At 51.9% G+C, this 24,425-nt stretch carries 19 protein-coding genes; 15 read left to right on the forward strand and 4 right to left on the reverse strand.

All coding sequences use genetic code 11. The features are described from left to right. Positions 1-12: 12 nt before the first annotated feature. The 6 genes from P2H89_RS24290 to P2H89_RS24315 all read left to right on the forward strand — a co-directional run bounded on the left by P2H89_RS24290 (position 13) and on the right by P2H89_RS24315 (position 7,068). Positions 13-1,041: an HAD family hydrolase gene (locus P2H89_RS24290; protein WP_275831858.1), complete on the forward strand. Its 1,029-nt coding sequence runs from the start codon at positions 13-15 to the stop codon at positions 1,039-1,041. Positions 1,042-1,093: 52 nt separating this feature from the next. Next, a complete protein-coding gene (locus P2H89_RS24295) occupies positions 1,094-1,858 on the forward strand; it encodes an OmpA family protein (RefSeq protein ID WP_275831860.1) in 765 nt (254 codons plus the stop codon). A 95-nt stretch (positions 1,859-1,953) separates the two neighbouring features. Continuing rightward, a complete protein-coding gene (locus tag P2H89_RS24300; protein WP_275831862.1) occupies positions 1,954-4,155 on the forward strand; it encodes a hypothetical protein in 2,202 nt (733 codons plus the stop codon). Between the two features lie 29 nt (positions 4,156-4,184). Further along, positions 4,185-5,141, forward strand: coding sequence for a transporter (locus P2H89_RS24305; RefSeq protein ID WP_275831864.1), 957 nt, complete (start codon positions 4,185-4,187; stop codon positions 5,139-5,141). 1 nt (position 5,142) lies between these two features. After that, positions 5,143-5,871, forward strand: coding sequence for a porin family protein (locus P2H89_RS24310; protein ID WP_275831866.1), 729 nt, complete (start codon positions 5,143-5,145; stop codon positions 5,869-5,871). Between the two features lie 30 nt (positions 5,872-5,901). Further along, a complete protein-coding gene (locus P2H89_RS24315; RefSeq protein WP_275831868.1) occupies positions 5,902-7,068 on the forward strand; it encodes a BamA/TamA family outer membrane protein in 1,167 nt (388 codons plus the stop codon). A 41-nt stretch (positions 7,069-7,109) separates the two neighbouring features. On the opposite strand, the gene P2H89_RS24320 is transcribed toward P2H89_RS24315, so the two are convergent. Beyond that, complete coding sequence (locus tag P2H89_RS24320; protein ID WP_275831870.1) at positions 7,110-7,580, reverse strand: helix-turn-helix domain-containing protein; 471 nt, start codon at positions 7,578-7,580, stop codon at positions 7,110-7,112. Between the two features lie 900 nt (positions 7,581-8,480). Here P2H89_RS24320 and P2H89_RS24325 point away from each other — a divergent pair. After that, positions 8,481-9,086 (forward strand): DUF502 domain-containing protein, encoded by a 606-nt coding sequence (locus P2H89_RS24325; protein ID WP_275831872.1) that lies wholly within the window; start codon positions 8,481-8,483, stop codon positions 9,084-9,086. A 394-nt stretch (positions 9,087-9,480) separates the two neighbouring features. Here P2H89_RS24325 and P2H89_RS24330 read toward each other — a convergent pair whose 3' ends face one another. After that, positions 9,481-10,377 carry a transporter gene (locus P2H89_RS24330; protein WP_275831874.1) on the reverse strand — a complete coding sequence of 299 codons (897 nt, stop codon included), beginning with the start codon at positions 10,375-10,377 and terminating at the stop codon, positions 9,481-9,483. 188 nt (positions 10,378-10,565) lie between these two features. Between P2H89_RS24330 and P2H89_RS24335 the strand changes: the two genes are divergently transcribed. The 6 genes from P2H89_RS24335 to P2H89_RS24360 are packed head-to-tail and all read left to right on the forward strand — an operon-like array spanning position 10,566 to position 18,017. After that, on the forward strand, positions 10,566-11,726 hold the full coding sequence (locus P2H89_RS24335; RefSeq protein WP_275831876.1) for a porin: 1,161 nt from the start codon (positions 10,566-10,568) through the stop codon (positions 11,724-11,726). Between the two features lie 21 nt (positions 11,727-11,747). Beyond that, positions 11,748-13,178, forward strand: a complete 1,431-nt coding sequence (locus P2H89_RS24340; protein WP_275831878.1) for an anion permease — start codon at positions 11,748-11,750, stop codon at positions 13,176-13,178. A gap of 52 nt (positions 13,179-13,230) precedes the next feature. Continuing rightward, positions 13,231-14,673, forward strand: a complete 1,443-nt coding sequence (locus tag P2H89_RS24345) for a TolC family protein (RefSeq protein ID WP_275831880.1) — start codon at positions 13,231-13,233, stop codon at positions 14,671-14,673. Between the two features lie 2 nt (positions 14,674-14,675). Beyond that, positions 14,676-15,668 carry an efflux RND transporter periplasmic adaptor subunit gene (locus P2H89_RS24350; RefSeq protein ID WP_275831882.1) on the forward strand — a complete coding sequence of 331 codons (993 nt, stop codon included), beginning with the start codon at positions 14,676-14,678 and terminating at the stop codon, positions 15,666-15,668. Continuing rightward, positions 15,665-16,840: an ABC transporter permease gene (locus tag P2H89_RS24355; protein WP_275831884.1), complete on the forward strand. Its 1,176-nt coding sequence runs from the start codon at positions 15,665-15,667 to the stop codon at positions 16,838-16,840. The genes P2H89_RS24350 and P2H89_RS24355 overlap by 4 nt, the downstream gene beginning before the upstream one ends. Beyond that, on the forward strand, positions 16,818-18,017 hold the full coding sequence (locus P2H89_RS24360) for an ABC transporter permease (RefSeq protein ID WP_275831886.1): 1,200 nt from the start codon (positions 16,818-16,820) through the stop codon (positions 18,015-18,017). Before P2H89_RS24355 ends, P2H89_RS24360 begins: the two co-directional genes overlap by 23 nt. Positions 18,018-18,080: 63 nt before the next feature. On the opposite strand, the gene P2H89_RS24365 is transcribed toward P2H89_RS24360, so the two are convergent. Continuing rightward, positions 18,081-19,784 carry a T9SS type A sorting domain-containing protein gene (locus P2H89_RS24365; RefSeq protein ID WP_275831888.1) on the reverse strand — a complete coding sequence of 568 codons (1,704 nt, stop codon included), beginning with the start codon at positions 19,782-19,784 and terminating at the stop codon, positions 18,081-18,083. Between the two features lie 422 nt (positions 19,785-20,206). On the opposite strand from P2H89_RS24365, the gene P2H89_RS24370 reads away from it, so the two are divergent. Continuing rightward, positions 20,207-20,716, forward strand: coding sequence for a DUF4382 domain-containing protein (locus P2H89_RS24370; protein WP_275831890.1), 510 nt, complete (start codon positions 20,207-20,209; stop codon positions 20,714-20,716). Between the two features lie 76 nt (positions 20,717-20,792). On the opposite strand, the gene P2H89_RS24375 is transcribed toward P2H89_RS24370, so the two are convergent. After that, positions 20,793-21,785: a glycoside hydrolase family 43 protein gene (locus tag P2H89_RS24375; RefSeq protein WP_275831892.1), complete on the reverse strand. Its 993-nt coding sequence runs from the start codon at positions 21,783-21,785 to the stop codon at positions 20,793-20,795. 185 nt (positions 21,786-21,970) lie between these two features. On the opposite strand from P2H89_RS24375, the gene P2H89_RS24380 reads away from it, so the two are divergent. Then, entirely contained in the window at positions 21,971-24,352 is a 2,382-nt protein-coding gene (locus P2H89_RS24380) for an alpha-L-rhamnosidase C-terminal domain-containing protein (RefSeq protein ID WP_275831894.1), read from the forward strand. The last annotated feature ends 73 nt before the right edge of the window (positions 24,353-24,425 follow it).

Here is a 24,425-nt window from a genome sequence, read left to right on the forward strand (position 1 = left end):
AAAAGTCATCTCATGAAGCCATTAACTTATCTATTCTTTACAGTGGGCCTATGGCTTACGTTCGCCTGCGGGAACAAGCAACCAGCATCAACGACCAACCCGGCCACCACAACGCCGGCCGGGAAGGAAGCCCTGGCCAGCTGGCGCGATGGACCACTTAAACAAGCCATCATCGCCTATGTAGAAAAGGTCACCAAAGATGGCAGCCCCGACTACATACCACCCGCCGACCGCATCGCGACCTTCGACAATGATGGAACGCTGTGGGCCGAACGCCCCTATGTACAGGAGCTCTTCGCCATCTACCAGGTAAAGAAAATGGTGGCCGCCAATCCCGCATTGGCGAATAAGCAACCGTTCAAAGCGGCAGTGGAACACGACAAGGCCTGGTTCGAAAAAGGCGGCGAAAAAGCACTCGTAGAAATGGTAGGCGCCACGCATACGGGCATGACGGAAGATGCCTTTGAGGCCGCAGCCGGTAGCTTCTTCGAAAACGCACAATATCCCGTCCTCAACAAGCCCGTCAAAGAGATCGTTTACCAACCACAGCTTGAACTATTGCAATACCTCCGCGACAATGGATTTAAAACATTCATCTGCACCGGAGGCACCATCGAGTTTGTACGCGCCATCGCGCCCGCCTATTATGGCATACCCAAAGAACAGGTGATCGGCACCAGCTTCAAATACCAGTTCGTCGACAGTAACCGTACCATCCTGCGCACGCCGGTACTGGAACATTTCAATGACAAAGAAGGTAAACCTCCCGGCATACAATTGCATATCGGACAACGTCCCGTCTTTGCCTGCGGCAATGAAGGCGGCGCGGGCGATATCGCCATGCTTAAATATTGTCAAAGCAGCCGGTACCCATCCTTCCAGCTGCTCATCAACCACGACGATGGTGACCGGGAATTTGCTTACCAGGAAAAAGATTCGGCCTCACTCAAAGCGGCTGCACAAAACAAATGGCATGTCGTGAGCATGAAAGACGATTGGATCAACATCTTCCCCACTCCATCCGCCACCCAAAAAAAGTAGCAGCCTGACTAAACAACGCAACAAGAAACAGATCATCATAAAACCGAACATCATGAAACAAATCATCAGTTTTGTCGCCATCGTGCTCCTTTGTTCCTGCGCAGCCTCCAAAAAGGCTAAAATGCTGGAAGCAGAAAGTCAGGGATTGAAACAACAGATCGGCCAGCTGCAAGCCACCAACCAAAAACTGGAACAATCCAACGCCCAGATGCAATCACAGCTCGAGCAGTTCAAATCGGAAAGACAGGCAAACGTCGAAGCATTTACCCGGTACAAAGAGGAATGTGAAGCCGCCCAATCGAGGCTCATCGCCACACAATCCATTTTGAGAAACCAGGCAAAAACGCTCCAGGAACTCGAGGATAAGATCAACACAGCCCTGACCGATTTTGCAGACAAGGGCGTAGATGTGTATTACAAGAATGGCTATGTATACGTAAGCATGGAAGACAACCTCTTGTACAAGAGTGGAAGCTCGGCATTGGGAGCAGAAGGCAAAAAAGCATTGGGCTCACTGGCTGGCGTATTGAACGATTACCCGAATTTGAAGATCGTAATCGTAGGCAACACCGACGATGCCAAATTCAAGAAAGGCAGCATGGACAATTGGAGCCTCAGCACCGAACGCGCCAATGGCGTGGTACGCGCCTTCCGGGATGATTACAAGATCGATCCAGCGCGCCTTACCGCAGCAGGCAGAAGCAAATACAATCCAGTAGCCGACAACAGTACAGCAGCAGGCAAAGCCAAGAACAGGCGAACCGACATCATCCTCAATCCCGACATCGACAAGATATGGGAAAGCTTGGGTAACTAACGCGAACCAGCGACCTATAACGACCCCTCAACAACTTTGCACGTGTATCATGCAACGTGCCCTGGAAACTATTGCCTATACAAAAGCCTTGAAAGATGAAGAACACACGAACATCCAAGACCCTGTTGCACGTCGCGGGCGCATTAATATTTTGCACGCCATTGCAAAGTCAAACAACGCCCCCCCCTCCCCTGCAGGATCTCGGCTGGCCGCGGCAAACAGCTGCCAATGGAGCCACCCTCACCTACTACCAGCCACAGGTCGAAAGCTGGAGCAATTACAAGAACATGGAAGGCCGCATGGCATTCGCCCTGCAGCCGAAGAGCGGCCAGCCAATAATGGGTGTAGCATCCGTCACCTGTAATACGATCGTAGACAAAGACACCCGCACGGCCTACCTCCGCGATGTAACCTATACCGATGTACGCTTCCCTTCTCTGCAGGGTGACTCCGTGCAATTGATGGGCAACCTGTTCAGGCAGCTGGCCCCAACAGGAGGTGATCCTGTAGCGGTAGACCGCCTGCTGGCCGATATGCACCAGCACGAACCACAGGCACAAGGCGTGGCACTCAACAACGAACCGCCCACCATCTTTTACAGTGCTGGACCCGCCATCCTGCTCATGGTGGAAGGAGAGCCCGTTTACGCACCCATAGAGAAAACAGGACTGCAATTTGTCGTCAACACCAACTGGGACCTCTTCCAGGAAAAGAAAAAGAAAGACTACTTCCTGCTGGTGGATAAGAATTGGTACACCGCCAACGACCTCAAAGGCCCCTGGACCTACACCCAGGCCTTACCCGAAGACATGAGCAAGCTGCCGGCCGGACAAAACTTCGATGAGGTCAAAAAGCTGGTGCCGCCACCGCCGCCCGCAGGCACCAATCCGCAAATATTCTTCAGCGATAAACCGGCCGAACTGATACAATTAAAAGGAGCGCCGGTCTATAGCAAAATTCCCGGCACACAACTGTTGTACATCGCCAATACCGACAACGATATCTTTCTCGATCAGTCCACCAACACCTACTACGTGCTGTTCTCGGGCCGCTGGTTCAGTGCCGCCGGCTTTGAAGGCCCCTGGCATTTTACCAGCGATAAACTGCCCACCGACTTCAGCAAAATACCAGCCGGTTCCCCCAAAGCGACTGTACTATCATCGGTACCTGGTACCCTCGAAGCAGCCGATGCCGTGATGCTTGCCCAGATACCCACCACCGCTATCGTCAACAAAGCCGAGGTAGAATCGAAAGTAAAAGTGACCTACGACGGCGCGCCGCAATTCAAACCGATCGATCAAACCAACCTGCAGTATGCATCCAATACGCAAGACAAAGTGATCAAAGTGGGCGATCTCTATTATTGCTGCTTCCAGGCCGTATGGTTTAAATCCACTACGCCGAATGGCCCGTGGTCGGTGGCCGACGAGGTACCGAAAGAGATCTACACCATCCCTCCCGGATCGCCCGTGTATAATGTAACCTATGTAACACAAACCAATCCTACCAGCACCACCATCGAAAGCAGCTATACCAGCGGCTACCTGGGCATGTTCATATTCGGTGCGGCATTGGGCGCCTGCCTTGCCTTTGGCACGGGCTGGTACTACCCGCCTTATATCTGGTGGGGCCCCGGCATGTTGTATCCCATCTATCGTCCATGGCCATGTACTTATGGTATAGGCGCCGTGTACAATCCGTGGACGGGTGGCTTCGCAGCAGGCCGCGCAGTCTATGGCCCCTATGGCGCAGCACGCACTGCCGCCTGGTACAATCCGGCAACCGGCCGCTATGGACGCTCTGCCTCTGTTCAGGGATGGTATGGCGGCCGTACCGCCGCCAGCACCTACAATCCATGGACAGGTGGATATGGTGCCACCCGGCAGGGACATAACGCGTATGCGCAATGGGGCAACTCAGTGGCATCGAGAGGAAACCAATGGGTGCAAACCGGCCACATCTCCACCGCCAATGGCACCGCTTTCGGCTATCGTACCTCCACCGGTCAGCACGGCGTCATCAATACCGGTCCACGCGGCAATACCGTAGCACACACCACCAACGGCACCTATGCGGGGCACGATGGAAATATTTACCGGAAGAACGCCCAGGGCAACTGGAGCCAGTATACCCATGGCAGCTGGCAACAACCGGTAGGCACCAGCCAACACACAATGGGTGGCCTCGACAGGTCGGCACAGGCCAGGCAGCGCGGACAGGTACAAACCCAACGATTCCAGCAACACCGAGGGTCATTTGGCGGTGGCGGCGCAAGGGGCGGGTTTCGCCGCAGGTAAAACTTATAGAATCAAGTAAAATCATCGCCATGAAACATACAACCAGGAAAGCAGCGGCACTATGGATCATCTTATTAACGGGCACCAGTATCCTGCAGCAGGCGACAGCGCAATTGAAAGGCTACAATATCTTAGGCGATCAGGGCCTGCAGGCAGGCACCCAGCCTCCGCCCTCCATCAGCCTGGCAATACCCTTATACGTCTACAGCGCCTCTTCATACCGCAACAGCAGTGGCGACAAACTCAGCAGCAGTCCCTCGCTCGACATGTTCTTTACCGGCATCGCCGGCAGCATCGTCACCAATGTGAAAGTATTCAATGGCAACTGGGGCGCCACCATCATTGTACCTTTTGCTTCCAACAGGGTCGAAGGAAACGTGGTCAACGTCGATGGCCCCTTCTCTTTTACCGATATGTACATACAACCCATTCAGCTGGGCTGGCATACCAAGCGGGCCGACTTCAATATGGGCTACGGCATCTTTATCCCAACCGGTAAATATGAATTTGGAGGCGATGACAACACCGGCCTCGGCATGTGGGCGCAGGAGCTAACAGCCGGCACTACCCTATTTCTCAACAAGACCAAGACTTTTCATTTTGCCACCACTTTCTCGTACGAAGTGCATGGCGACAAAAAAGATACGGATATCAAAACCGGCGACATCCTGAGCATCGAAGGGGGACTGGGCCATACCTGGTACAAAAAAGGGAAAACACCCATCCCCACGATCTTCAATGCCGGGCTTATTTATTACATGCAGTTTAAAATATCCGATGATAAGATACCGGTCGGCAACACCGTCTTCAGCGGCAGTAAAGACCGCGTGTATGGCTGGGGAGTGGAAGGCAATGTATTCATGCCAGGCATCCGCAGCCAGCTGGGCCTGCGCTGGCTGGCCGAAACAGGCGCCCGCAACCGCTTCGAGGGCAGCACCTTTTTCATTACCCTCGGTTATATGTTGAAATCTTTGAGCAAGAAATAACATGAAGAAAACCCTTTGCATAGCGAGCCTGCTGTTCTTCTTACACACTGCCAGCGCCCAGGTATTGATCGCCCTGCTGTTTGGCAACAAGCTCAATACCGGCCAGCTCGAATTTGGATTGACCGTTGGCCCCTCGCTCACCAATATAAGCGGAGCAGGCGGAAAAGGGAAAGTAGGCCTCAACCTCGGCCTCTACTTCAACATCAAACTCAACGATCGCTGGTACATTCACCCCGAAGGGGTTGCCAAAGGAGGATTTGGTGCAAAAGACATATTACCCTACAGCACCGGCAACGACAGTCTCGACCAATTCTTTACAGGGGGCGCCGTAAAAAGGCAGATCGGCACGCTCAGCCTGCCCGTATTGATCCAGTATAAGATCTACAAGCGTTGGTTTGCCGAACTGGGCCCGCAGGTCAACCTGCTCACCAAACCCAAAGACATTTTCACTGGCAAGGTCAACGACAACGAACTGTCCTACACTACAGAGATCCGCGAAACCATCACAAAGCTCGATTTCGGCATGGCCGGCGGTTTGGTCTACAAACTGCGCGAAGACCACGGCATGGGCATTTGCCTCCGGTACTACGGAGGGCTCACAGATATCCAGAAAGACCTGCCCGGTGCTAACCGCAACAGGATGTGGCAATTAAACGTAACGATACCCATCGGGGCCGGTAAAGCAAAATCCAATGCCAACGGCAATTCCAGCAAAACGCCCCCTCCATAAACATCAGCATACCGCAAAAAGCAAATCACTATGACAGGATTCTTCAAAACGCTCTTCCTGGCCGGCACCCTGGCAACAACCGTCACAACCAGTGCCCTGGCGCAAAAACAAAAAAAGCTCATATCGCTAAAGGATTCGCTCGATGGCAAGTTCGACCTCAGCGATTACATCATCGATGCCAATGGATTCGTGCCCGTACCCTATATCATTACGGAACCAGCCCTTGGCGGATTTGGAGGCGCACTGATACCTGTATTCATAAACAAGAACAAACCCTATATCGATTCGGTAAAAGGCAAACTGGTGCGCACACCGGTAGCACCAAATGTAACAGGCGGCATCCTGGCTTACACGGCCAATAATACCTGGATACTTGGCGGCTTCCGCTCCGGCACCTTCGTCAAAAGCCGTATCAAATACACCGTATTTGGAGCATATGCCAACGTGAACATGTCCTTTTACAGAACCTTCGATCGGCTGGGAGAAAAGGAACTGAAGTTCAACTTCAAAACGATACCGGCCATGCTGCAGGCCACCAAACGCATTGGCTACAGCCACTGGTATGCAGGCTTCAAGTACCTCTTCCTCAAAACCGACGCCACGTATGAGGGCGATACCAGCCTCAGTAACCTGGTAAAGAACATGGAGTTCAGTAGCATTATAAGCCAGCTGGGCGCCATCATCGAACTCGATAACCGCGACAATATATTTAGCCCCGACCGGGGCAAGAAACTGCATGTGGATGCGAATATGTCCAACGGGATCCTGGGCAGCGATTTCGATTTCTGGCGCATCAATTACTACACCTATATGTATTGGCAGCTATCGCACAAACTGGTGGGAGGCCTGCGTGTGGATGGGCAACAGGTCTTTGGCGACGCCCCCTTCTACCAGCTGCCTTATGTAGACATGCGGGGAGTGCCGGTAAACCGTTACCAGGGCAAGGCCGATATCCTTACCGAAGCAGAATTCCGCTGGGATGTGGTAAAACGTTGGAGTATCATGGCATTTGCCGGCACCGGCAAAGCATTCGACGAATGGAGTGAGTTTGGCCCCGCCGATTGGGTAGTATCCGGCGGTACCGGATTCCGCTACCTCCTGGCGAGAAAGTTCAAATTAAGAGTCGGCATAGACATTGCCCGCGGGCCCGATACCTGGGCCTGGTACATTGTATTTGGCAGCAACTGGCTCAAATAACGATCCGGCAGGAAAGACTTCCTGCCGGGCCGTTATTGGCCTTATTCACTGGTGGGGCGCAACGCGGCAATGCCGGGCGCCCGCCTGAATGTCAAAATATTCCGCGTATACACCGAAGGCGTAAAACCGGTAAATTTCTTAAAGGCAGTGGTCAACGTGTTTCGGTTGCTGAATCCGCATTTGAGCGCAAGGCCTTTCAGATTCAATTGTCCTACCAGCCCGTCCTGCATCAATCCTTCACAGTACCTCACCCTGAACTGGTTGAGGTAATCATTGAAATTCAAGCCGATCTCGCGGTTGAGATAGGCAGAAAGCTGGTAAGAGGGGATATCGATATCATCCGCCAGGTCGCGGATAGAATAACCAAACCGGAGAAAAGGCTTCTGCTCACGCATAAAACGATGTAACCGTCCTTCAATGTTCTCTATGCGGTCTGATGATAATTCGTAAGTATAGCCGGGCCTTTCGTTCTTGACCTGAAATGTCAGGTATTGGAGTAGATCGTGACGCATGGTAAAAAATTTAATGTTACGTAGAATGAATGGGATTCCATAACGCCGGTTTAAGGTGTTATCGAGGCATTGTCTACATCGTTCAATTGGTAAGACCCGGGCACTTTGTCACGGCCGGATCCACACACTCATTAAATCAGGGTGGAGTAATAAATTAATAACATTAAAAAATGATCCTGGAGAAGTTGCTTTACGAATCCTGAGTCTACGGACGATTTTTGAGTCTACCAGTTAACAATGTAATTAGGCTGGAATGGTGTGACAACATGGTTTCGACTGGCCGGAGAACTGCACCGGCTTCTTCAAATGTCTGTCCTGATAATTTTGACACCTTGTCATGAGAGGAAAGAAAGACAAGTTTGAGAAATCTTGGCAAGGTAGGCTTAATGGGTCCACTAGTTTTTCGTGCTTGTTCATACATTCAAATTTTGGTGTTACGCAATGGATTGGGGGAGTTGCTACTTTGATTAATGCACTAACAATTTACAATCTTAAGCACACCGAAGCCTAATAAAAATACCCGAAAGCAGCATTGTTTTATAATTATTGGCAGCATTTCCCACATAGAGACTTGCCTAATATTATAGCATCTTGCAGTAACCGTGCCCGTTTGTTTTTGAATACAATCGGTATTCTACATAATACTTACACAAAAGGGTGTAAAACACGGTATATCAGACATCAATTAAGCAAAAACACTTAGCAATTATCAAACAATTCGTGTATGATCATGGCAACTGGGTATTACGTCTTCGACTAAGCGTATACGCTTATACAGGAGCTCATCTTTCTATACGAAATTGACTTATATCAACCCATTGCGCATGCATCGATTCGTAAGTTGAGGCCAACCGCTACCTAATGGGCATTGCGGCCTTCGTAATTTTATACAATAAAACCTTGAAAAAGCTACTTCGCATATGTGCCACGACATTCATGGGCGGAATATTCTTCCTGGTCCCATTAGTACTGGTCATCATGATCCTCGAAAAAGCGGTCAGCCTGTTGAACCGGATCATTGTCCCCATGACGCGCAGGCTGGAAGATTGGAAAGTAGGGGGCGTCTATTTCCATGAAATTCTGGCAGTGATGTTACTATTGCTCATCTGCCTGGGAGCCGGCATCGTGGCACGCACCGGCCTGGCCAGGCACCTCATCAGGCGGATCGAAACCCGCATCCTCGTTCACCTCCCCGGCTACGAAGTGATGAAATCGATCCTGGGTGATCTGGACCCCGACAATACCGAAAAAGATCAGATGAAGGTCGTACTCGCCCAAACCGATGCAGGCTGGCAACTGGCCTTCCTGATCGAGCAGGTCAACGAAGAACTCTTCGTCATCTTTATCCCCAACGCCCCCAGCCTGCGCGATGGCATGGTGGTCTATGCAGAAAAAGACAAGATCAGGCCCATCAACATAAGCCGCAAGGAAGCCATCAGCACCATCCGCCGTATGGGAGCCGGCTCGGCAAAGATCTTCCGCAACAAAGGCGGGCAACCTGTCTAGCAGCGCCGGATATACGCTCAACCCTCTCGTATTCCATTCAAATGCCACAACTTATAAGATTGGGCACACAAGGCACCTCAATATTTTGTACGCGACAATCACTACTGTAACTTCAATGCAGGTTCTAACAAGCAGGTATAAACTTATTATCCGGCCAGTGGATAGCAACGATACAAGTTACTTTTCATGTTTTAGTTTAAAGGCTCCGTGCCCTGTGAAACTTTTCTCATCATTAACTCGCAGTAAGGGGTTCTTTTCATATCAGAGTTTTTTATTTGTGCCCGGAGTTCCGCTTTCGCGGGACTCCTCGTTTTTACACATCTCCCTATAGCACGATCGTAACGGCAAACTGCCATTTATAGCACAATCATACACACCATTTATATGTAATAAGTTATCGGAAGAAGATATACTGATAGGCGAGAGAAACTGTATTGTAATCATACCCACGAGTAGCAAAAGCACCCACGTGAAATTGAAGTTTGAGAGAATGTCCTTTGGCTATTGGAGTAGACCAGGTGGCGCCCACCCGCCAGTTATCAAACAACTCGCCACGCGATCGGCCGTCCACGAAATTCTGACCGCCATTGAACCAGGTGCCATCTACACTCAACCACATCGTATTGCGGAATTGATAACACGCATGCCCCTGCAAACTGAAAACAGGCTCCTGCCTTTGCACCTGGTGCCCCATGTATTCATCGTTGGGGGCATAAAACCAAACGCCCGTATACAGTTCGCCATAGAACCGGTTGATCCGCTGCGAGATACCCACCTCCGGTTTAACAGCCCAGCGATTGCTACCGGTATTCACCACCTTGTCGTTGTGATAAAGACCAGTGGGTATGTTGACCACCATGCTAAAACCCAGGATGGTGCCCTGCCTGAATTTTGCAAACGCCTTGCGGTCCATCGCCGGCGAGCCGAGCAGGTTGATACCCCAACGCAGCTGAAGGTCATTGAAACCCGCCCGGCTGATACTTGTATCACGGCCCTGGATCTTTACATTACCCGCCAGCGCCGTAAAAGGAAGGCTTACTGCCACCCGGGCCAGCTTCCCCCACATGCCAAAGGTGTGCGCATAGCCGGCGATCAGCATATGTGTCTTCAAACTAAAGTCTTCAACCGGCAATGCTGCGTCGGCCACGATATTTCCTTCCGAGAAACCATATCCCAGCGCAAGCGCATTCATCCCCGTTGGCAGGGCCGCATAGCGGCGTGGCTCCAGGTCCTGCCCCATCGCGCCCCAACAGCCCAACATAGCGGCCACACAAAAGATGATCCTGCTCATTGCAAGCAAGACACTTCCCGCAACAACCAACCACCAAGTAAGAACCTGATAAGAACACATCCCTATACAACAGCAGTTTATAAATCTGTGCAACTTAGTCGGCCCTGCACCCCAATCTTCTGCCTGCAGAAAACAGTACTTCGGTAATTATTCAATAAATTTATGATAACCATTAAGTTCGATACTGCATGAGAACACACCTGCTCTTACTGCTTGCAGTAGCCAGCATCTACTGCACCAACATTTCGGCCCAGCAAAAAGATGAAACCTCGCTCACGGAGGCAGACACCATCAGCAATTTTTCAGCCTTTAAACGCTCCCTGTCATTCTCGGGCGTATTACAAACGCGGTATATGGCATCACTCAACGACCAGGTCGATGTGAATGGAAAACACTTCAACCCCTCCACCGGCGCCAAAGGCGTACGCAATACCTTTCTCGTCAAACGCGCGCGGATCATGGTCAAAGCCAATATCAACGATCATTTCTCGGCCAATATACTCGCCAACCTGGCCGACTTCAACGGTACCCCGGCCAATAAGGTTCTCGAAAACGCCTACATCAAATACAGCCTCAACAAGTATTTCAACGTACAGGCCGGACAGTTCCGCCCATTCTTTGGCATTGAGGACGCTATTGCAGTCGATATCATCCGTACACTCGATTTCTCCAACCAGTACTATGCTTTCGGCCGCAATGGCTGGCAAAGCTTTCAGATAGGCCTGTCGGTATTCGGACAGCTCTCCAAAGACGGTAACCTTCGCTACTTCGCCGGCGTGTACAACGGCAACAACCGCAACCAGCCCACCGACGACGACAATACCAAAAACGTCTACGGCCGGCTCGAAGCCACCATTGCGCCAGATTTCACCGTAGCCATGAATGCAGGCCTCGGCAGCATGGCCGGCAGCGGCACCGGCAATGCCTGGGGAGGCGATGCCACCGCAAAGATCGACCTCACCAGCCGCTGGCAACTCTTGGTGATGGCCGAGTATAAATCCGGATCCGATTTTCTTGCGCACAACAGCAGCACCATTACCCCCAAACCAGCCATCAGCCAGTTCAGAACGCGCGGCTTCTACTTCTTCCCCACCCTTCGCTATGAATATGAACATCCGCGGGTGAGGGCCATCGAGCTTTCAACGCGTTGCGAGTGGCTCGATGAGAATTACAAACAGGCAAAGAATGGACGCCAAACCATCATACCTAACGTGTCGTTGATATTCGCCGACAATTTCTATGCAGCCTTACAGGTAGGCGTGGCGATCGACAGGTATAAACATGATATCCGGCTCACCAATGCCTACAGTTACAACCTGGCCTACGCACAATTGCAGATAAGATTCTAATTGGAACAATAAACCAAACGCATGAAAGAGATCAGGCCCAAAGCATTGCTCATTACCTTTATCGTAGCATTGATCATCTGGTTCATCCCCGCCCCCGAAGGGGTAAAACCCAATGCCTGGCACCTGTTGGCGATCTTCCTGGGCACCATACTGGGCATCATCCTCAAAGCGGCGTCTATGGGCACCATGGCCATGCTGGGCATGACGCTTTGCGCAGCCACCCAGGTGCTGGCCCCCGGCGATCCGGCACACGCCGTCACCGCAGCCCTCAGCGGCTTTGGCAACTCCACCATCTGGCTCATCGGGCTCGCCTTCTTCATAGCCCGGGGTTTCATTAAAACCGGCCTGGGCACACGCCTCGCCTACAACTTCATCCGCATCTTCGGCAAGGGCACCCTGGGCCTGGCCTATGGCCTCAACACGGCCGACCTCCTGCTGGCGCCCGCTATACCCAGCAATACCGCGCGCGCCGGCGGTGTCATCTTCCCCATCATGAAGTCGATCGCCATCAACATGGGCTCGCACCCCGATAAACCCGAAACGCATCGCCGCATTGGCGCCTACCTTACCCTGGGCAGTTACAATGCCAACATGGTCACCTCCGTCATGTTCCTCACTGCAACCGCCAGCAATCCCATGGCGCAGAAGTTTGCCAAAGACCTCGGCATCACCATTACCTGGACCAGCTGGGCCATAGCAGCCCTGGTACCCGGGCTTGTTTGCTTTTTATTACTGCCGCTGTTACTGTATAAGTTCTTTCCGCCCGAGCTCAAACAAACCAAAGAAGCACCCGCCATGGCAGCGGCCAAACTCAAAGAGATGGGGCCCATAAGTTTGCAGGAATGGCTCATGGTTGCTACCTTCCTTATCCTGCTCGTATTGTGGATCTTCGGCAACCTCATTTCCATCGATGCCACCACGGGCGCACTCATAGGCCTCTGCATACTGCTGTTGAGCGGAGTACTTAATTGGGAGGATGTAAAAGCAGAGAAAGGCGCCTGGGATACCATTGTGTGGTTCTCCTCGCTGGTGATGATGGGCTCTTACCTCAACTCACTGGGCTTCGTAGGCTGGTTTGGCAACCTCATCGGCAACAAGATGGCGCACTTCAGCTGGCAGATGGCCTTTCCAATACTGATACTCGTGTACTCGTATAGCCATTATATGTTTGCCAGCGCCACCGCACACGCAGCCGCCATGTATCCCGTATTCCTCGCAGTGGGCATCGCCGTAGGCGTACCGGGCACCATGCTCGCCATCTTTCTCGGCGCTTGTGCCACGCTGATGGGTTCGCTCACCCACTATGCCCACGGACCAGCACCGATATTCTTTGGAAGCACTTATGTGGATATGAAAGACTGGTGGAAACATGGATTCTTTATCAGCGTACTATTCCTGGCCATATGGTTTGCCGTGGGCGGCCTGTGGTGGAAAGTACTCGGACTTTGGTAACACACACATACCCCCCTACCCATGCACCGGCTGACCATTAATCATCCTGCGTATGAAACATATAGTAACGTTCACCATTGCCTGCTGCCTGCCCCCTGTGTTGCTCACCGCGCAGGACATCAGCCTGCAGGACTGTTTCCGCATAGCGGGAAACAGGAACATCGTTATACAACAATCCCAGGCCTCCCTGCTGGCCCGGCAATACAATCTCGCTGTAGAAAAACAGCGCTATATACCGAAGGTCGATCTCCTGGCCAGCTATACTTATCTCAGCAGGCCACTCGAGATCAACCTGCAAACCGTGCGCGAAGGCATCCTCGATGGCAGCTCCCAACAGGCGGTGAATACCGCCAACACCCTATACCAGGAGCTCACCGGCAATGAACTGTCGCAGGCCGCACAGGATAGGATCTACAACACCTCCAAAAACATACTGGGCGCCGTGTATCCCGATTACAACCCACCGCTCAGCCGGCAGTCTTATTTTATCGCCGGCCTGGCAGCACGCCAGCCCATCTACCTCGGCAGCAAGCTCACCGCAGCCCGCAACTTTGCCGAGTCGGAAGTGATTGCCGGCAATATCAACACGGCGCTGGTGGAAAAAGATGTACACTACGCCCTGGCCGTACAATACATCCGCATACGGTACCTCAACACCCTGCTCAAAACACAGCAACGGCTCGTAGAAGCCTTTACCAAAAACAGGGATTATAGCGAAGAGCTGGTAAAGAATGAAATACTGGCGCCTTACCAGAAAAGCTGGACCAAAGTACTACTCTCACAGGCACGCACCACCTTCTCCAACCTGCAGATGGACAAACAGAATGCCTTACTCGAACTGAATAAGCTGCTGGGCCTTCCGCTCGACTCGGCACTCACCATTACCGACACCCTGCAATACAGGGCCGGCAACCTGCCGCTAGATGACCAAACCGCCTGGCAGCAAAACCCCGCCTATCAATTGGTAAAAAGCAAGATCGCTACTGCACAAACCGCCGAACAGATAGCCCGCTCCTTCCAGCTGCCCAATATATTCGCAGTAGGCAATATCAACCTTTACCAAAACGAGTTGCCCGTAACCCTGGCGCCCTGGATGGTGGGGGTAGAAATGCAATGGAACCTCTTCAGCGGCACTCAATCGCAAAAACGAAAGAAAGCCGCGCGGCAGTTGGTAGAAGAAGTAAAACTGGCCGAAGCCAATACCCGCGAAAGCCTGCAAATGCAACTGCGCGTAGCACGCAACAAGATCAGCGCTGCCCAAAATGAGATCAGCACCGCCGATAGCGCCCGCACCGACATCGGCACCACCCGCCGGCTCGTCGATGAAAGGGTGCAAAACCAGTTGTCCTCGCTCAAAGACCTCAACGACGTATTGATCATTCAAGGCGAGGTCGACAAAGCCTACTATACCGCTATCCTGGCCTATTACATAGCGTTAGCAACCTACTGGAACATCTATGGCACCCCCGAACGCATCACCGAACTAATTCCATAACAATGAGAACCTTCTTAAAACATTACTGGGCGCTCTTCATACCCATCATCGTACTGGCCGTGGCCATCTGGTTCCTCTTCCGCCAGTCGGCAACGGAAACCAACGACCCCATCGGCATGGTCGATGCCACCAGCGTGGATGTAGCCGCCGAATTTCCCGGCCGCCTCGATAGCCTCTTTGTAGAACAGGGCGATACCGTAAAGACCGGCCAATTGCTTGGCGTACTGCGTACCACCGAAATAGAAGCCATCCGCTCGCAGGCCCTCGCCGCAGTGGATGCAGCTAAAGGCCAGCTCGAACTGTTACAGCAAGGGCCACGCAAAGAATTGGTAAGCGCCACCGGTAAACTCTATGAGATCGCAGAAGACCAGTACGATCTCTTCAAGAAGACCTACGACCGTATGCAACGCCTCTACAATGCCGATGTCATCAGCGGTCAGGAACGCGACATCTTCTTTTTCAAATACCAGGCCGCCCAGAAAGAAATGGAAACGGCCCGCCTCAACCTCGAGATGCTGCAAAAAGGTACCCGGCCCGAGCTCCTCAAAAGCGCCAACGCCATCGTACAACAAGCGCAGCATGCCTACGAGCTCACCAAAGCACTGAAGGAGAACACCCGCATCTACTCCCCCGCCAATGGCGTCATCACCTCGATGGTCATACACCAGGGCGAGATCGTCTCCATCGGCTATCCCATCATGAGCGTGGAAAAAGAGAATTCCTTTATCCTGCGTTTCAATATCCGCCAGGATCAGGCAGCACAACTAAAACCAGGCGCTACAGCCACTGTGAAAGTGCCCGGCTGCACACCCGAAACATTCAACGTGACCGTATCCTCCATAGCGCCATCACTCACCTTTGCCAATTGGGTACCCACCAAAGACAAAGGACAGTTTGAGCTGCGCACCTTCACCATCGAATTCAAACCCAGCGATCCCCCCGGCGTACAGGGCTTACGTTCCGGCATGACCGCCGCCTTACAACTACCCCGATGAGCACACTGGCGAAGATCATAGTAAGGGAATGGAAAAGAATATTCCGGCTGCCGGCACACTACCTCGTGCTGCTGGTAATGCCGCCCTTGTTGTTCTTTCTGTATGCCTACATCTACAACGAACAACAGGCCGATCACTTGCCGGTAGCCCTCTGGGACGAAGACCGATCGGCCGTATCGCGCCAGTTCACCTTCCTCCTGCAACAGGTAGAGACCATACGCTTTACGCAGCAGGTGGGCAGCATCGGCGAACTGGAAGACCTCGTGCGCCGCGGAGAAATATTGGGCGCTATCCATTTCCCTAAGAACATGGAGCGCGACATCAAGAGCCGCCACCCCGTCAACGTAGTTGTCTATACCAATGCGGCGGCAGTAGTGCCCGCCAAGCTCATCTACAAGGAAGCAGCCCAGGTCATCATCACCGCTGGCTCCGGCGTCATCCTGCAAAAGTTTGTAAAGACCGGAATGGAAAAAGAAAAAGCCATGGCGCTCGTGCAGCCCATTGTATTAAACGCCTACACACTGTATAACCCCACCTACAACTACCAGCAATACCTGGTGCCCGGCCTCATCACCGTGGGCCTGCAAATGATCATGATCATGGTAAGTGTATTGTTGTTGAACTATGAAACCACCACCCGCACCCAACAGCAACTATTCACCCTCGCAAAAGGCTCGGCATCGGCCGTGATCATCGGCAAATCGATCGCCCACCTCACCATCGCGTGGCTAAGTTTCCTGCTCGTGGCTTTTGTAGTATTTCCATTCTTCAACCTGGGCACCGCATCGGCCGCCGGCAAATTCTTCGTACTGTATACCTTATTGAGCCTCGCCTGTATCGGCATCGGCGTCATGTTATCGGCCCTGTTTGCCGATACCATGCTGGCCACCGATGCAGCGCTCTTCTATACCTCGCCGGCCTTCGTGTTCAGCGGCTTTACCTTTCCGCGCTGGGCCATGCCCTGGTACGATCAGTACTACGCCAACATCATGCCCTATACCCATTTCCTCGACGGTTTTTTTAAAGTGTATTACATGGACCTCTCCTTACGCTATGCCCGCACCGAAATGGGCTACCTGCTCTTGTTCATCGCCATCACCTTTTCAATAGCCATCTTACTTTATCAGCAACAACTTAAACGATTAAAACGTGCCGTCCACCAACCAGCTTAGCCTAGTAGGGCGCCTCATCAAACGCGAAACAGCGCGCATCGGCAGCGACCACAGCCTGCTGCTCACGCTGCTCATCGCACCACTGCTCTATGCATTCTTTTACGGCAGCATATATACCTACAAGGAAGAAGAAGGCGTAAAACTGGCCGTGGTAGACGACGACCACAGCTCCCTTTCACGCTTGCTCACCCAGCAGGTCGGCAATGCACAAGTAGTAACGGTGTTCAACGTACCAGGAATAGAAGCAGCCAAAGAAGCCATGTACCAGGGTCATTGCCAGGGATTCCTGTACATCGAAAAGGGATTGGAACAAAAAGTAAAATCATTGAAGCAGGCCCATGTAGTGGTAGCCCTCAATGCAGCCAGGTTTTTACCGTCGAGCGATCTGCTGCTCAGCATCAACCAAACCTGCCTCACCCTGGGCGCCGGCGTGCGCATGCAATACCTGCAGAAGTCCGAAGGCATGAACACCGGCGGCTCCCTGCAGGAAGTAATGCCCGTTAACCTCGACTACCGCCCGCTTTTCAACAGCCGCAGCAGTTATGGCGCTTTCCTGCTGCCGGGATTACTCGCGCTCATCCTGCAGCAAACACTGTTGCTCGGCCTTTCGGCCAGTGTGGCCGGCGAAAGAAAACACCGGCAGGTCGGCAACTGGTTGCAAACATCCGGCGGCAGCCCCTCCATGGCCCTCGTCGGCAAAGGAGCATTTTACTTGATCCTTTTTGCCGCGTATGCGTTCTTCTTTATGACCGTCAACTTCACGCTCCTGGAATTGCCGATGCGCGGCAGTTATACAAGCCTCAGCATAGCTTTCCTGCTGTTCATTATAACCCTCATCCCCATGGGCCAATGGATCGGCAGCCTGTTCCGCGATCCGCTGCTCAATGTGCAACTAATGGCGTTCTCCACCTATCCCTTCTTCCTGCTCACCGGTTACACGTTTCCGCTGCAAAACATACCATTGCCCCTGCAATGGTTGGCAGCCCTGTTGCCCACCACGCCATTCATCAACATGTACCAATCCATCGTACAGGCAGGCGGTACACTGGGACAAAATGTGCAACACATCATTCACCTCATATTGCTATTGTTTTTATACACCATCGCAGCGCTGATCAGGCTCAATAAGTTGAAATTTCAGGGATGGCACAAAGCGGGCTACACCGGCAGCACATAAAAAAGCCCGGAGCTTCACAACCGTGAAGCTCCGGGCAACGATCAGGAGGTATAGGAAGAAATATTATCGCGCCAGTATCATTTTTTTAGTGATCGTTTCATTACCCATCACCACTCTCACAAAATAAGCGCCGTTGCGCCAGTTCACCGGGCAGGGAATATCGATCAGCGCTGCTGTTTTGATAGCATCCGTTCGCACCCGGTACAACTCACGGCCTGTAATATCAACGATCGAAATACTAGCCGCTTCCTTCACCGGCGAAGCCAGCGACAGGCGCAGGTGACTACCCACCGGATTCGGCAAAATAGAAACGGCCCGCTTCAGCAGGTTTTTCTCAAACACAAATTTCCGGTTCTTATCAGTTTGTTGCAGCAGTGTACAAAATGGATCGAGCGTTACTAGCACCGTATCTGTAGCGTAGGTAGAGCCACAACTGTCCATCAACTCCTGGCTTACGATATAGGTACCCGGCTGGTCTACCATGATCGTTGGCCCGATAGAGCCGCCGGCGATATGACCATCGGGTGTTTTCCAGGTATACAACGAAGTGATCAACGGATTGCTTACACTGAGGGTACTGATGCCGGCAGATCCGCAAAACATGGGAATATCTGCCGCTGCAGTGGCCATAGCAGCGCGGAAAAAGTCGAAGGGACCTACAAAGTCCTTCAATTCTGCACTGAAGGAGCTCGACGAACGCGACTTCACCAATATCCTGCGGAAAGGCATCTTACACGCATCCCCCATGCTCACCAGGGGATCAACACCCAGTTTGCTCAGGTTTACCGAAAACTCGAGGAATTGATCCTGTTCATAGTCTGGTACAAAACTGTTATCACCGCGTACGAGGCCGAAAGGCCCCGCCCAGGTATTGGCGCCACATTGAAGGCCCGTATAAAAAGCACCTGCACTCGTGGGCAAAATATTGGCATATCCAAAGGTTGAGCCGGCTGTAGCGCCATCGAAAGCCCCACCCCAGCTAAAAGCCGCAGGTGTAACCGTAGTAAGCGCCGATTTGTTGACCCATATCCGGGCTTCCAGGTTCTGCAGCCCCGAACCACTGTACTCAGCCGTAAAGATGACATCGCCGGCCGTCACCACTTTACCAGTGGCATCAAAGGTCCAGCTCGTGTGGCCGGCATCGGGACCATATCCCTTAAATTTCAGCGAGGACCTTTCATAAACGATATCCGTCTGGTACATCTCGAAGTCGAAGTACCGGTTACCACCCGAACCTTCCAGCGAAACACCGCCAAACAACCAGAGCGAATCGGTGGTAAAAGGGCCAGCCCTGCGCACATGCATGAACATATCGAGGATATCACTTTTGTCGGGCACTCCCTGCACCGTCGGGGTCGCCCACGTCGCAGGGCTCTGGCTATTTTTATTTGAACCCGAGGCAAACGCGGTAGAATCAGCACCATGGTGGTCACGGATGAAAACCGCATCGATCAACATCATATTATTGACAACCGAGAATTGGGGGTAGTTCATACTCCTGAACAAGGGATAACGCCGCGAAGCAGGATTGTTCAGATATAGCTGATTGATATAGCTCGCGCCGGTCGTGTCGATCACGAAAACACCGGTACCGGGCTCACCATTGCCAAACCAGTCGTCGCCTCCGGTATTCCAGATGCCATTGAAGATATTGGAGCGCAAACCGCCGTCCACTTCAAAATTGGCACGCACGATCGGCGTAGTGATCTGTGCAGCCGAAGCAAACACACAACAACAAAACAATATTGATTGTATCGTTCTCTTCATAAGTCGGGATTTAGTACGATGATGTCCGGTCGGATACCGTAAAAGGTTCATCCATCCGGGTCAGCCAACAGGCTTTCAGGCAACACCCCGATATCAGGGAGCAACCTTATATAGAGTATATAATATCACGTTGAATAGAATAGCCCGGGAGGAGAAATATAAAACGAACACCGTTCGTGCGGCCACGTATAAAGCAGGCCCTTACAGGCATGAGCATTACAGGATGATAGGGATAGTACCTTCATGGGTTACAGATTTGCCGACAAAATAGAAGAAAGATTTCAAATATAAAAGCCCCCTTTCTACCCAAACACCTTAGCCCCTTAAAACCATGCAGTTAGACCTTGATTTTATGTTATTTACGTATAGATCAATCCATTTCTGGCATACTTTTCGCCCCTCCGGAATCAAATTTTCCATCTATGAAACCCTTACGTTTTTTAGTCCCCGTAGCCATTGCAACCGGATTGATCGTAGCCTGTAAAAAAGACAACGAGAACACGACAGAACTCAAGATCAAACTCACCGACAATCCTTACAATGCTACAGAAGTAAACGTTGATATCCGCCAGGTGCGGGTGAACCTCCAGGACGATTCATCGGGCTGGGTGAACCTCGAAACCAGAACAGGCGTCTACAACCTGCTCGATTACCAGAACGGCATCGACACCCTCATCGCACAAAGCACCGTGCCCACCGGCCGCGTAAAAGAAGTGCGGTTTGTGCTTGGCAGTGAGAACAGCATTAAGATCGACAATAAACTGTATCCGCTCACCATACCCAGTGGAAGCGAATCGGGTTTAAAGATCAAGCTCAACAAGCAGCTGAATGCTCACCTCGACTCACTGGTCATTGATTTCGACGCAGCCCTTTCCATATTCCAGGAAGGCACAGGTGATTATAAATTGAAGCCGGTATTGAAGATCAAATAATACCAGTCGGTAAAAATAACCATTATCCGTACCCATTGCCCCCGGCAGCTTAATGCTCCCCCGGGGGCTTTTTTATTTAATGGTATCGCGCACCCAGCACCAGTTTGTCGCCGCTGTCATCAACTTCAAACAACTGTGGAATGCGAATGTACCGGCCGCTTTTATCTTCACGATGGCTATGTACCGCCATGAGCAGTTTGCCATCGAAGGTGCGGAACAACATGCTATGCCCATAGTTGGGCGGCGTGAAAGGTGTGGGTTCGTGTATCCAGGGACCTGCCAGTTTACCGCTTTTGGAATAAGCTACGCCCTGCGTATACTCGCTGAACACCCAGCTGGTCCACAACATACCCAGCTTACCGGTCTTTGTATGAAACAACCAGGGCCCGTCCGTTACTTTATTGGGGATTACTTTACCAGCACTGTCACGTTCGCGGCTCCAGGGCGATGCACTGGCTTTGAACAACAGCTTGCTTTGTCCAACGGAACCGCTCAGGTCTGGCTTCAGTTCGATCTGCTCGATCGTACCATCCCAATTCTGCAGCCATTCATAGCAATAGATGAGGTAAGGTTTGCCATCTTCTACCCACAGCGTACCGTCGAGCGTGGGCATATTCGCCGGCAAATAAGTAGGATCTTTCATGGGCACATACGGCCCTTCCGGCACTTCGCTTACCAGGATATGGCAGGCCCTGCGTTCGATCACATTCCCTTTCACGGTATCGATCTTTACACCCCTGTTCGTGAACGTAGCAAAATAGTAGTACTTGCCCTTGTAATGATGCAGCTCCGCAGCCCAGATCATCGGCTCGGGTCCCATCCACGAAGCCGGATCAGTTTTCGTTACTTTGTAAGGTCCCGTCCACTTTTGGAGGTCCTTGCTCTTCCACAACAAACCGCCTGTGCCCGTCATATAGTAGGTCATCGACTTTTTATCCGCCAGGATAAAAGGATCACTCAGCCTTATAGAGTCCAATGGAACATCCGTCTTCAAAACTGGCACCCTGTTCTGCGCAACAACGCTGCCCAGGTTGAACAACATCAGCGCCCAAATCGCAAGCTTCATCATAGAGGAGACTTTCGATAAATATAAAGAATGAAAAGCTGAAAGTTGCGCAAACAAAGAGAACAAAATAGCAGGCACACCACAGACAGTACAGGATGGGATTGCACACAAAATCCCGGGTAAAGAATTTCCAAAAATAGGCCGCGTTTCTGTAGCGGATGGCGCAGTATCGGGTGACAAACCCCTTAATGAAAAAGTTATCCGCTTGCCTGTTGTCAGTAGTCATCTTGTTGACGGCCGCTCCCCTCCTGGCCCAACAATTACCCACAGCGCCCCGCAACAACGAATGGAGGGCGCAATGGATCGTGCCACCCAATGATCCGGGCACGGGTTATGGTATCTATTACTTCAGGAAGCAGATCGAATTGGCGGCAAAACCCGCACGCTTTATCATACATGTATCGGCCGATAATCGTTACAAATTATTCATCAACGGCACGCTCGTATCATTGGGACCAGCCAGGGGCGATTTCTATTACTGGAATTACGAAACCGTCGACCTGGCCCCTTATCTCACCCCAGGCAGAAACACGGTAGCAGCGCTCGTATACAACGAAGCCGAACACCGGCCCGAAGCACAGCTATCGGTACGTACGGCCTTCCTGCTCCAGGGCAATACACCGGCGGAGGAAATACTCAATACCAACAATACGTGGAAATGCGTGCGCGATAAAGGACGTCACCCCATCGCCGGATTCTTTGCGGCGAGCAATGGAGAGTTTATCAACATGAACCAGTCGGTGAAGGGATGGACGGCTGCCAATTTCAACGACAGTGATTGGCCCACAGCGGCCCAATTGTTCGGGGCAAAGGGAAAGGGACAATCTGACGGATTGGCCTGGATGCTCGTACCCTCTTCTATTCCTCAAATGGAGCTCACCTACCAGCGCATACCAGTGGTACGCAAAGCAAGCGGCATTACTGCGCCAGCTGGTTTTCCGGCAACGAAAACAACGGTGACCATCCCGGCCAATACAACGGCCACCCTGCTGCTCGATCAATCGGTACTCACCAATGCATATATTAATCTGCAGTTCAGCAAGGGCAGTCAGGCCGGGGTTTCACTGCGCTATGCAGAAGCGCTGTACGATAACCTGAAGTTACACGGCGATCGCAAAGGCAACCGCAATGAGGTGGAAGGCAAAGAGTTTAACGGAAGGAAGGATTCGCTGGTCTCCGATGGCAGCATGGGCCAAACCTTCACCTCCCTCAACTGCCGCAACTTTCGGTATATACTGCTCACCGTGCAAACGCAGCAGGAAGCGCTTGAGATAGATGATATCTACGGCATCTTCACCGGTTATCCGTTTACCTACAATGCCGTATTCAAAGCCAATAACCCAGAGATAGACAAGATGCTGGAGATCGGCTGGCGCACGGCGCGGTTATGTGCCATGGAAACTTATTGGGATTGTCCTTACTACGAACAATTACAATACATCGGCGACACGCGTATACAGGCCCTGGTAAGCTATTACAATAGTGGGGACGATCGGCTGGCGCGCAATGCGATTAGTTTGATGGATCATTCACGCATACCGGAAGGGGCCACGCAGAGCCGCTGGCCGGTGCGCAGTACGCAGATAATCTCTACTTTCTCCCTTTGGTACATTGGCGTGCTACACGATTACTGGAGGTACCGCGACGACAGCAGCTTTATTAAAGAAAAGCTCGTAGGCGCACGACAGGTATTGAATTTTTTCAGCCAATACCAGGCGGCCGATGGATCGTTGAAGAACCTGCCCTATTGGAACTTTATAGACTGGGTGGGCGGCAAGGGTTGGAATTTTGCAATGCCGCCGCAGGGCAGCGATGGCAATTCGGCTATACTCGATCTGCAACTGCAGATGGCCTACCAATGGGCTGCCGAAATGGAAGCACGCCTGGGGATGAGTGCTTACGCCAGCCTGTACCGGCAAAAAGCGCAGCAGCTAAGCAAAACCATCCGCAGCAAGTACTGGAATGCTGCTCGCAAGCTATTTGCTGATACCAAAGAGAAGGATGTCTATTCGCAACACGCGAATGCCCTGGCTATACTGGCAGGTTTGGTGAGCAAGGAGGATCTGCGCGCCGCAGGCGAACACCTGTTGAGAGATAAGGACCTCACGCAGTGCACCATTTATTTCAAATACTATTTGCATCAGGCGCTGGTAAAGGCAGGTATGGGAAATGATTACCTGCAGTGGCTCGCTGTATGGAGGGATAATATCAACATGGGCCTCACCACCTGGGCCGAGGTATCGGATCTACCCCACAGCCGGTCCGACTGCCATGCCTGGGGCGCCAGTCCGAACATTGAGTTTTACCGCACAGTGCTCGGTATCGACAGCGATGCGCCTGGCTTCCGTCGCATCAAAATAGAACCACATCTTGGCACGATGATGAACGTAAGCGGCGAAATGCCTCATCCAAAGGGAAAGGTCGCCGTGTCATATGTCCTCAACAATGGCAAATGGAATATTGAGATCGGGTTGCCGGCGAAAACCAGTGGTACGCTAGTATGGAAGGGCAAGCAATTTGCACTGAAGGCAGGCAGTAATCGGATTATGATCAATAATGCCGGGCTATGAGTAAGCAGGTGCATTTACCTTCGGTCAAAGTCATTTTACCATCTTTATTTTAATTGGCTCGAAATATACGTAA

Source organism: Paraflavitalea sp. CAU 1676 (genome assembly GCF_029223285.1).
Classification (GTDB): Bacteria; Bacteroidota; Bacteroidia; order Chitinophagales; family Chitinophagaceae; genus Paraflavitalea.

What these genes read in the sequence shown, in the direction of transcription:
- P2H89_RS24290 (WP_275831858.1), top strand. Translation starts at nt 13, where the DNA reads ATGAAGCCATTAACTTATCTATTCTTTACAGTGGGCCTATGGCTTACG.
- P2H89_RS24295 (WP_275831860.1), top strand. Translation starts at nt 1,094, where the DNA reads ATGAAACAAATCATCAGTTTTGTCGCCATCGTGCTCCTTTGTTCCTGC.
- P2H89_RS24300 (WP_275831862.1), top strand. Translation starts at nt 1,954, where the DNA reads ATGAAGAACACACGAACATCCAAGACCCTGTTGCACGTCGCGGGCGCA.
- P2H89_RS24305 (WP_275831864.1), top strand. Translation starts at nt 4,185, where the DNA reads ATGAAACATACAACCAGGAAAGCAGCGGCACTATGGATCATCTTATTA.
- P2H89_RS24310 (WP_275831866.1), top strand. Translation starts at nt 5,143, where the DNA reads ATGAAGAAAACCCTTTGCATAGCGAGCCTGCTGTTCTTCTTACACACT.
- P2H89_RS24315 (WP_275831868.1), top strand. Translation starts at nt 5,902, where the DNA reads ATGACAGGATTCTTCAAAACGCTCTTCCTGGCCGGCACCCTGGCAACA.
- P2H89_RS24320 (WP_275831870.1), bottom strand. Translation starts at nt 7,580, where the DNA reads ATGCGTCACGATCTACTCCAATACCTGACATTTCAGGTCAAGAACGAA.
- P2H89_RS24330 (WP_275831874.1), bottom strand. Translation starts at nt 10,377, where the DNA reads ATGAGCAGGATCATCTTTTGTGTGGCCGCTATGTTGGGCTGTTGGGGC.
- P2H89_RS24335 (WP_275831876.1), top strand. Translation starts at nt 10,566, where the DNA reads ATGAGAACACACCTGCTCTTACTGCTTGCAGTAGCCAGCATCTACTGC.
- P2H89_RS24340 (WP_275831878.1), top strand. Translation starts at nt 11,748, where the DNA reads ATGAAAGAGATCAGGCCCAAAGCATTGCTCATTACCTTTATCGTAGCA.
- P2H89_RS24345 (WP_275831880.1), top strand. Translation starts at nt 13,231, where the DNA reads ATGAAACATATAGTAACGTTCACCATTGCCTGCTGCCTGCCCCCTGTG.
- P2H89_RS24350 (WP_275831882.1), top strand. Translation starts at nt 14,676, where the DNA reads ATGAGAACCTTCTTAAAACATTACTGGGCGCTCTTCATACCCATCATC.
- P2H89_RS24355 (WP_275831884.1), top strand. Translation starts at nt 15,665, where the DNA reads ATGAGCACACTGGCGAAGATCATAGTAAGGGAATGGAAAAGAATATTC.
- P2H89_RS24365 (WP_275831888.1), bottom strand. Translation starts at nt 19,784, where the DNA reads ATGAAGAGAACGATACAATCAATATTGTTTTGTTGTTGTGTGTTTGCT.
- P2H89_RS24370 (WP_275831890.1), top strand. Translation starts at nt 20,207, where the DNA reads ATGAAACCCTTACGTTTTTTAGTCCCCGTAGCCATTGCAACCGGATTG.
- P2H89_RS24375 (WP_275831892.1), bottom strand. Translation starts at nt 21,785, where the DNA reads ATGATGAAGCTTGCGATTTGGGCGCTGATGTTGTTCAACCTGGGCAGC.
- P2H89_RS24380 (WP_275831894.1), top strand. Translation starts at nt 21,971, where the DNA reads ATGAAAAAGTTATCCGCTTGCCTGTTGTCAGTAGTCATCTTGTTGACG.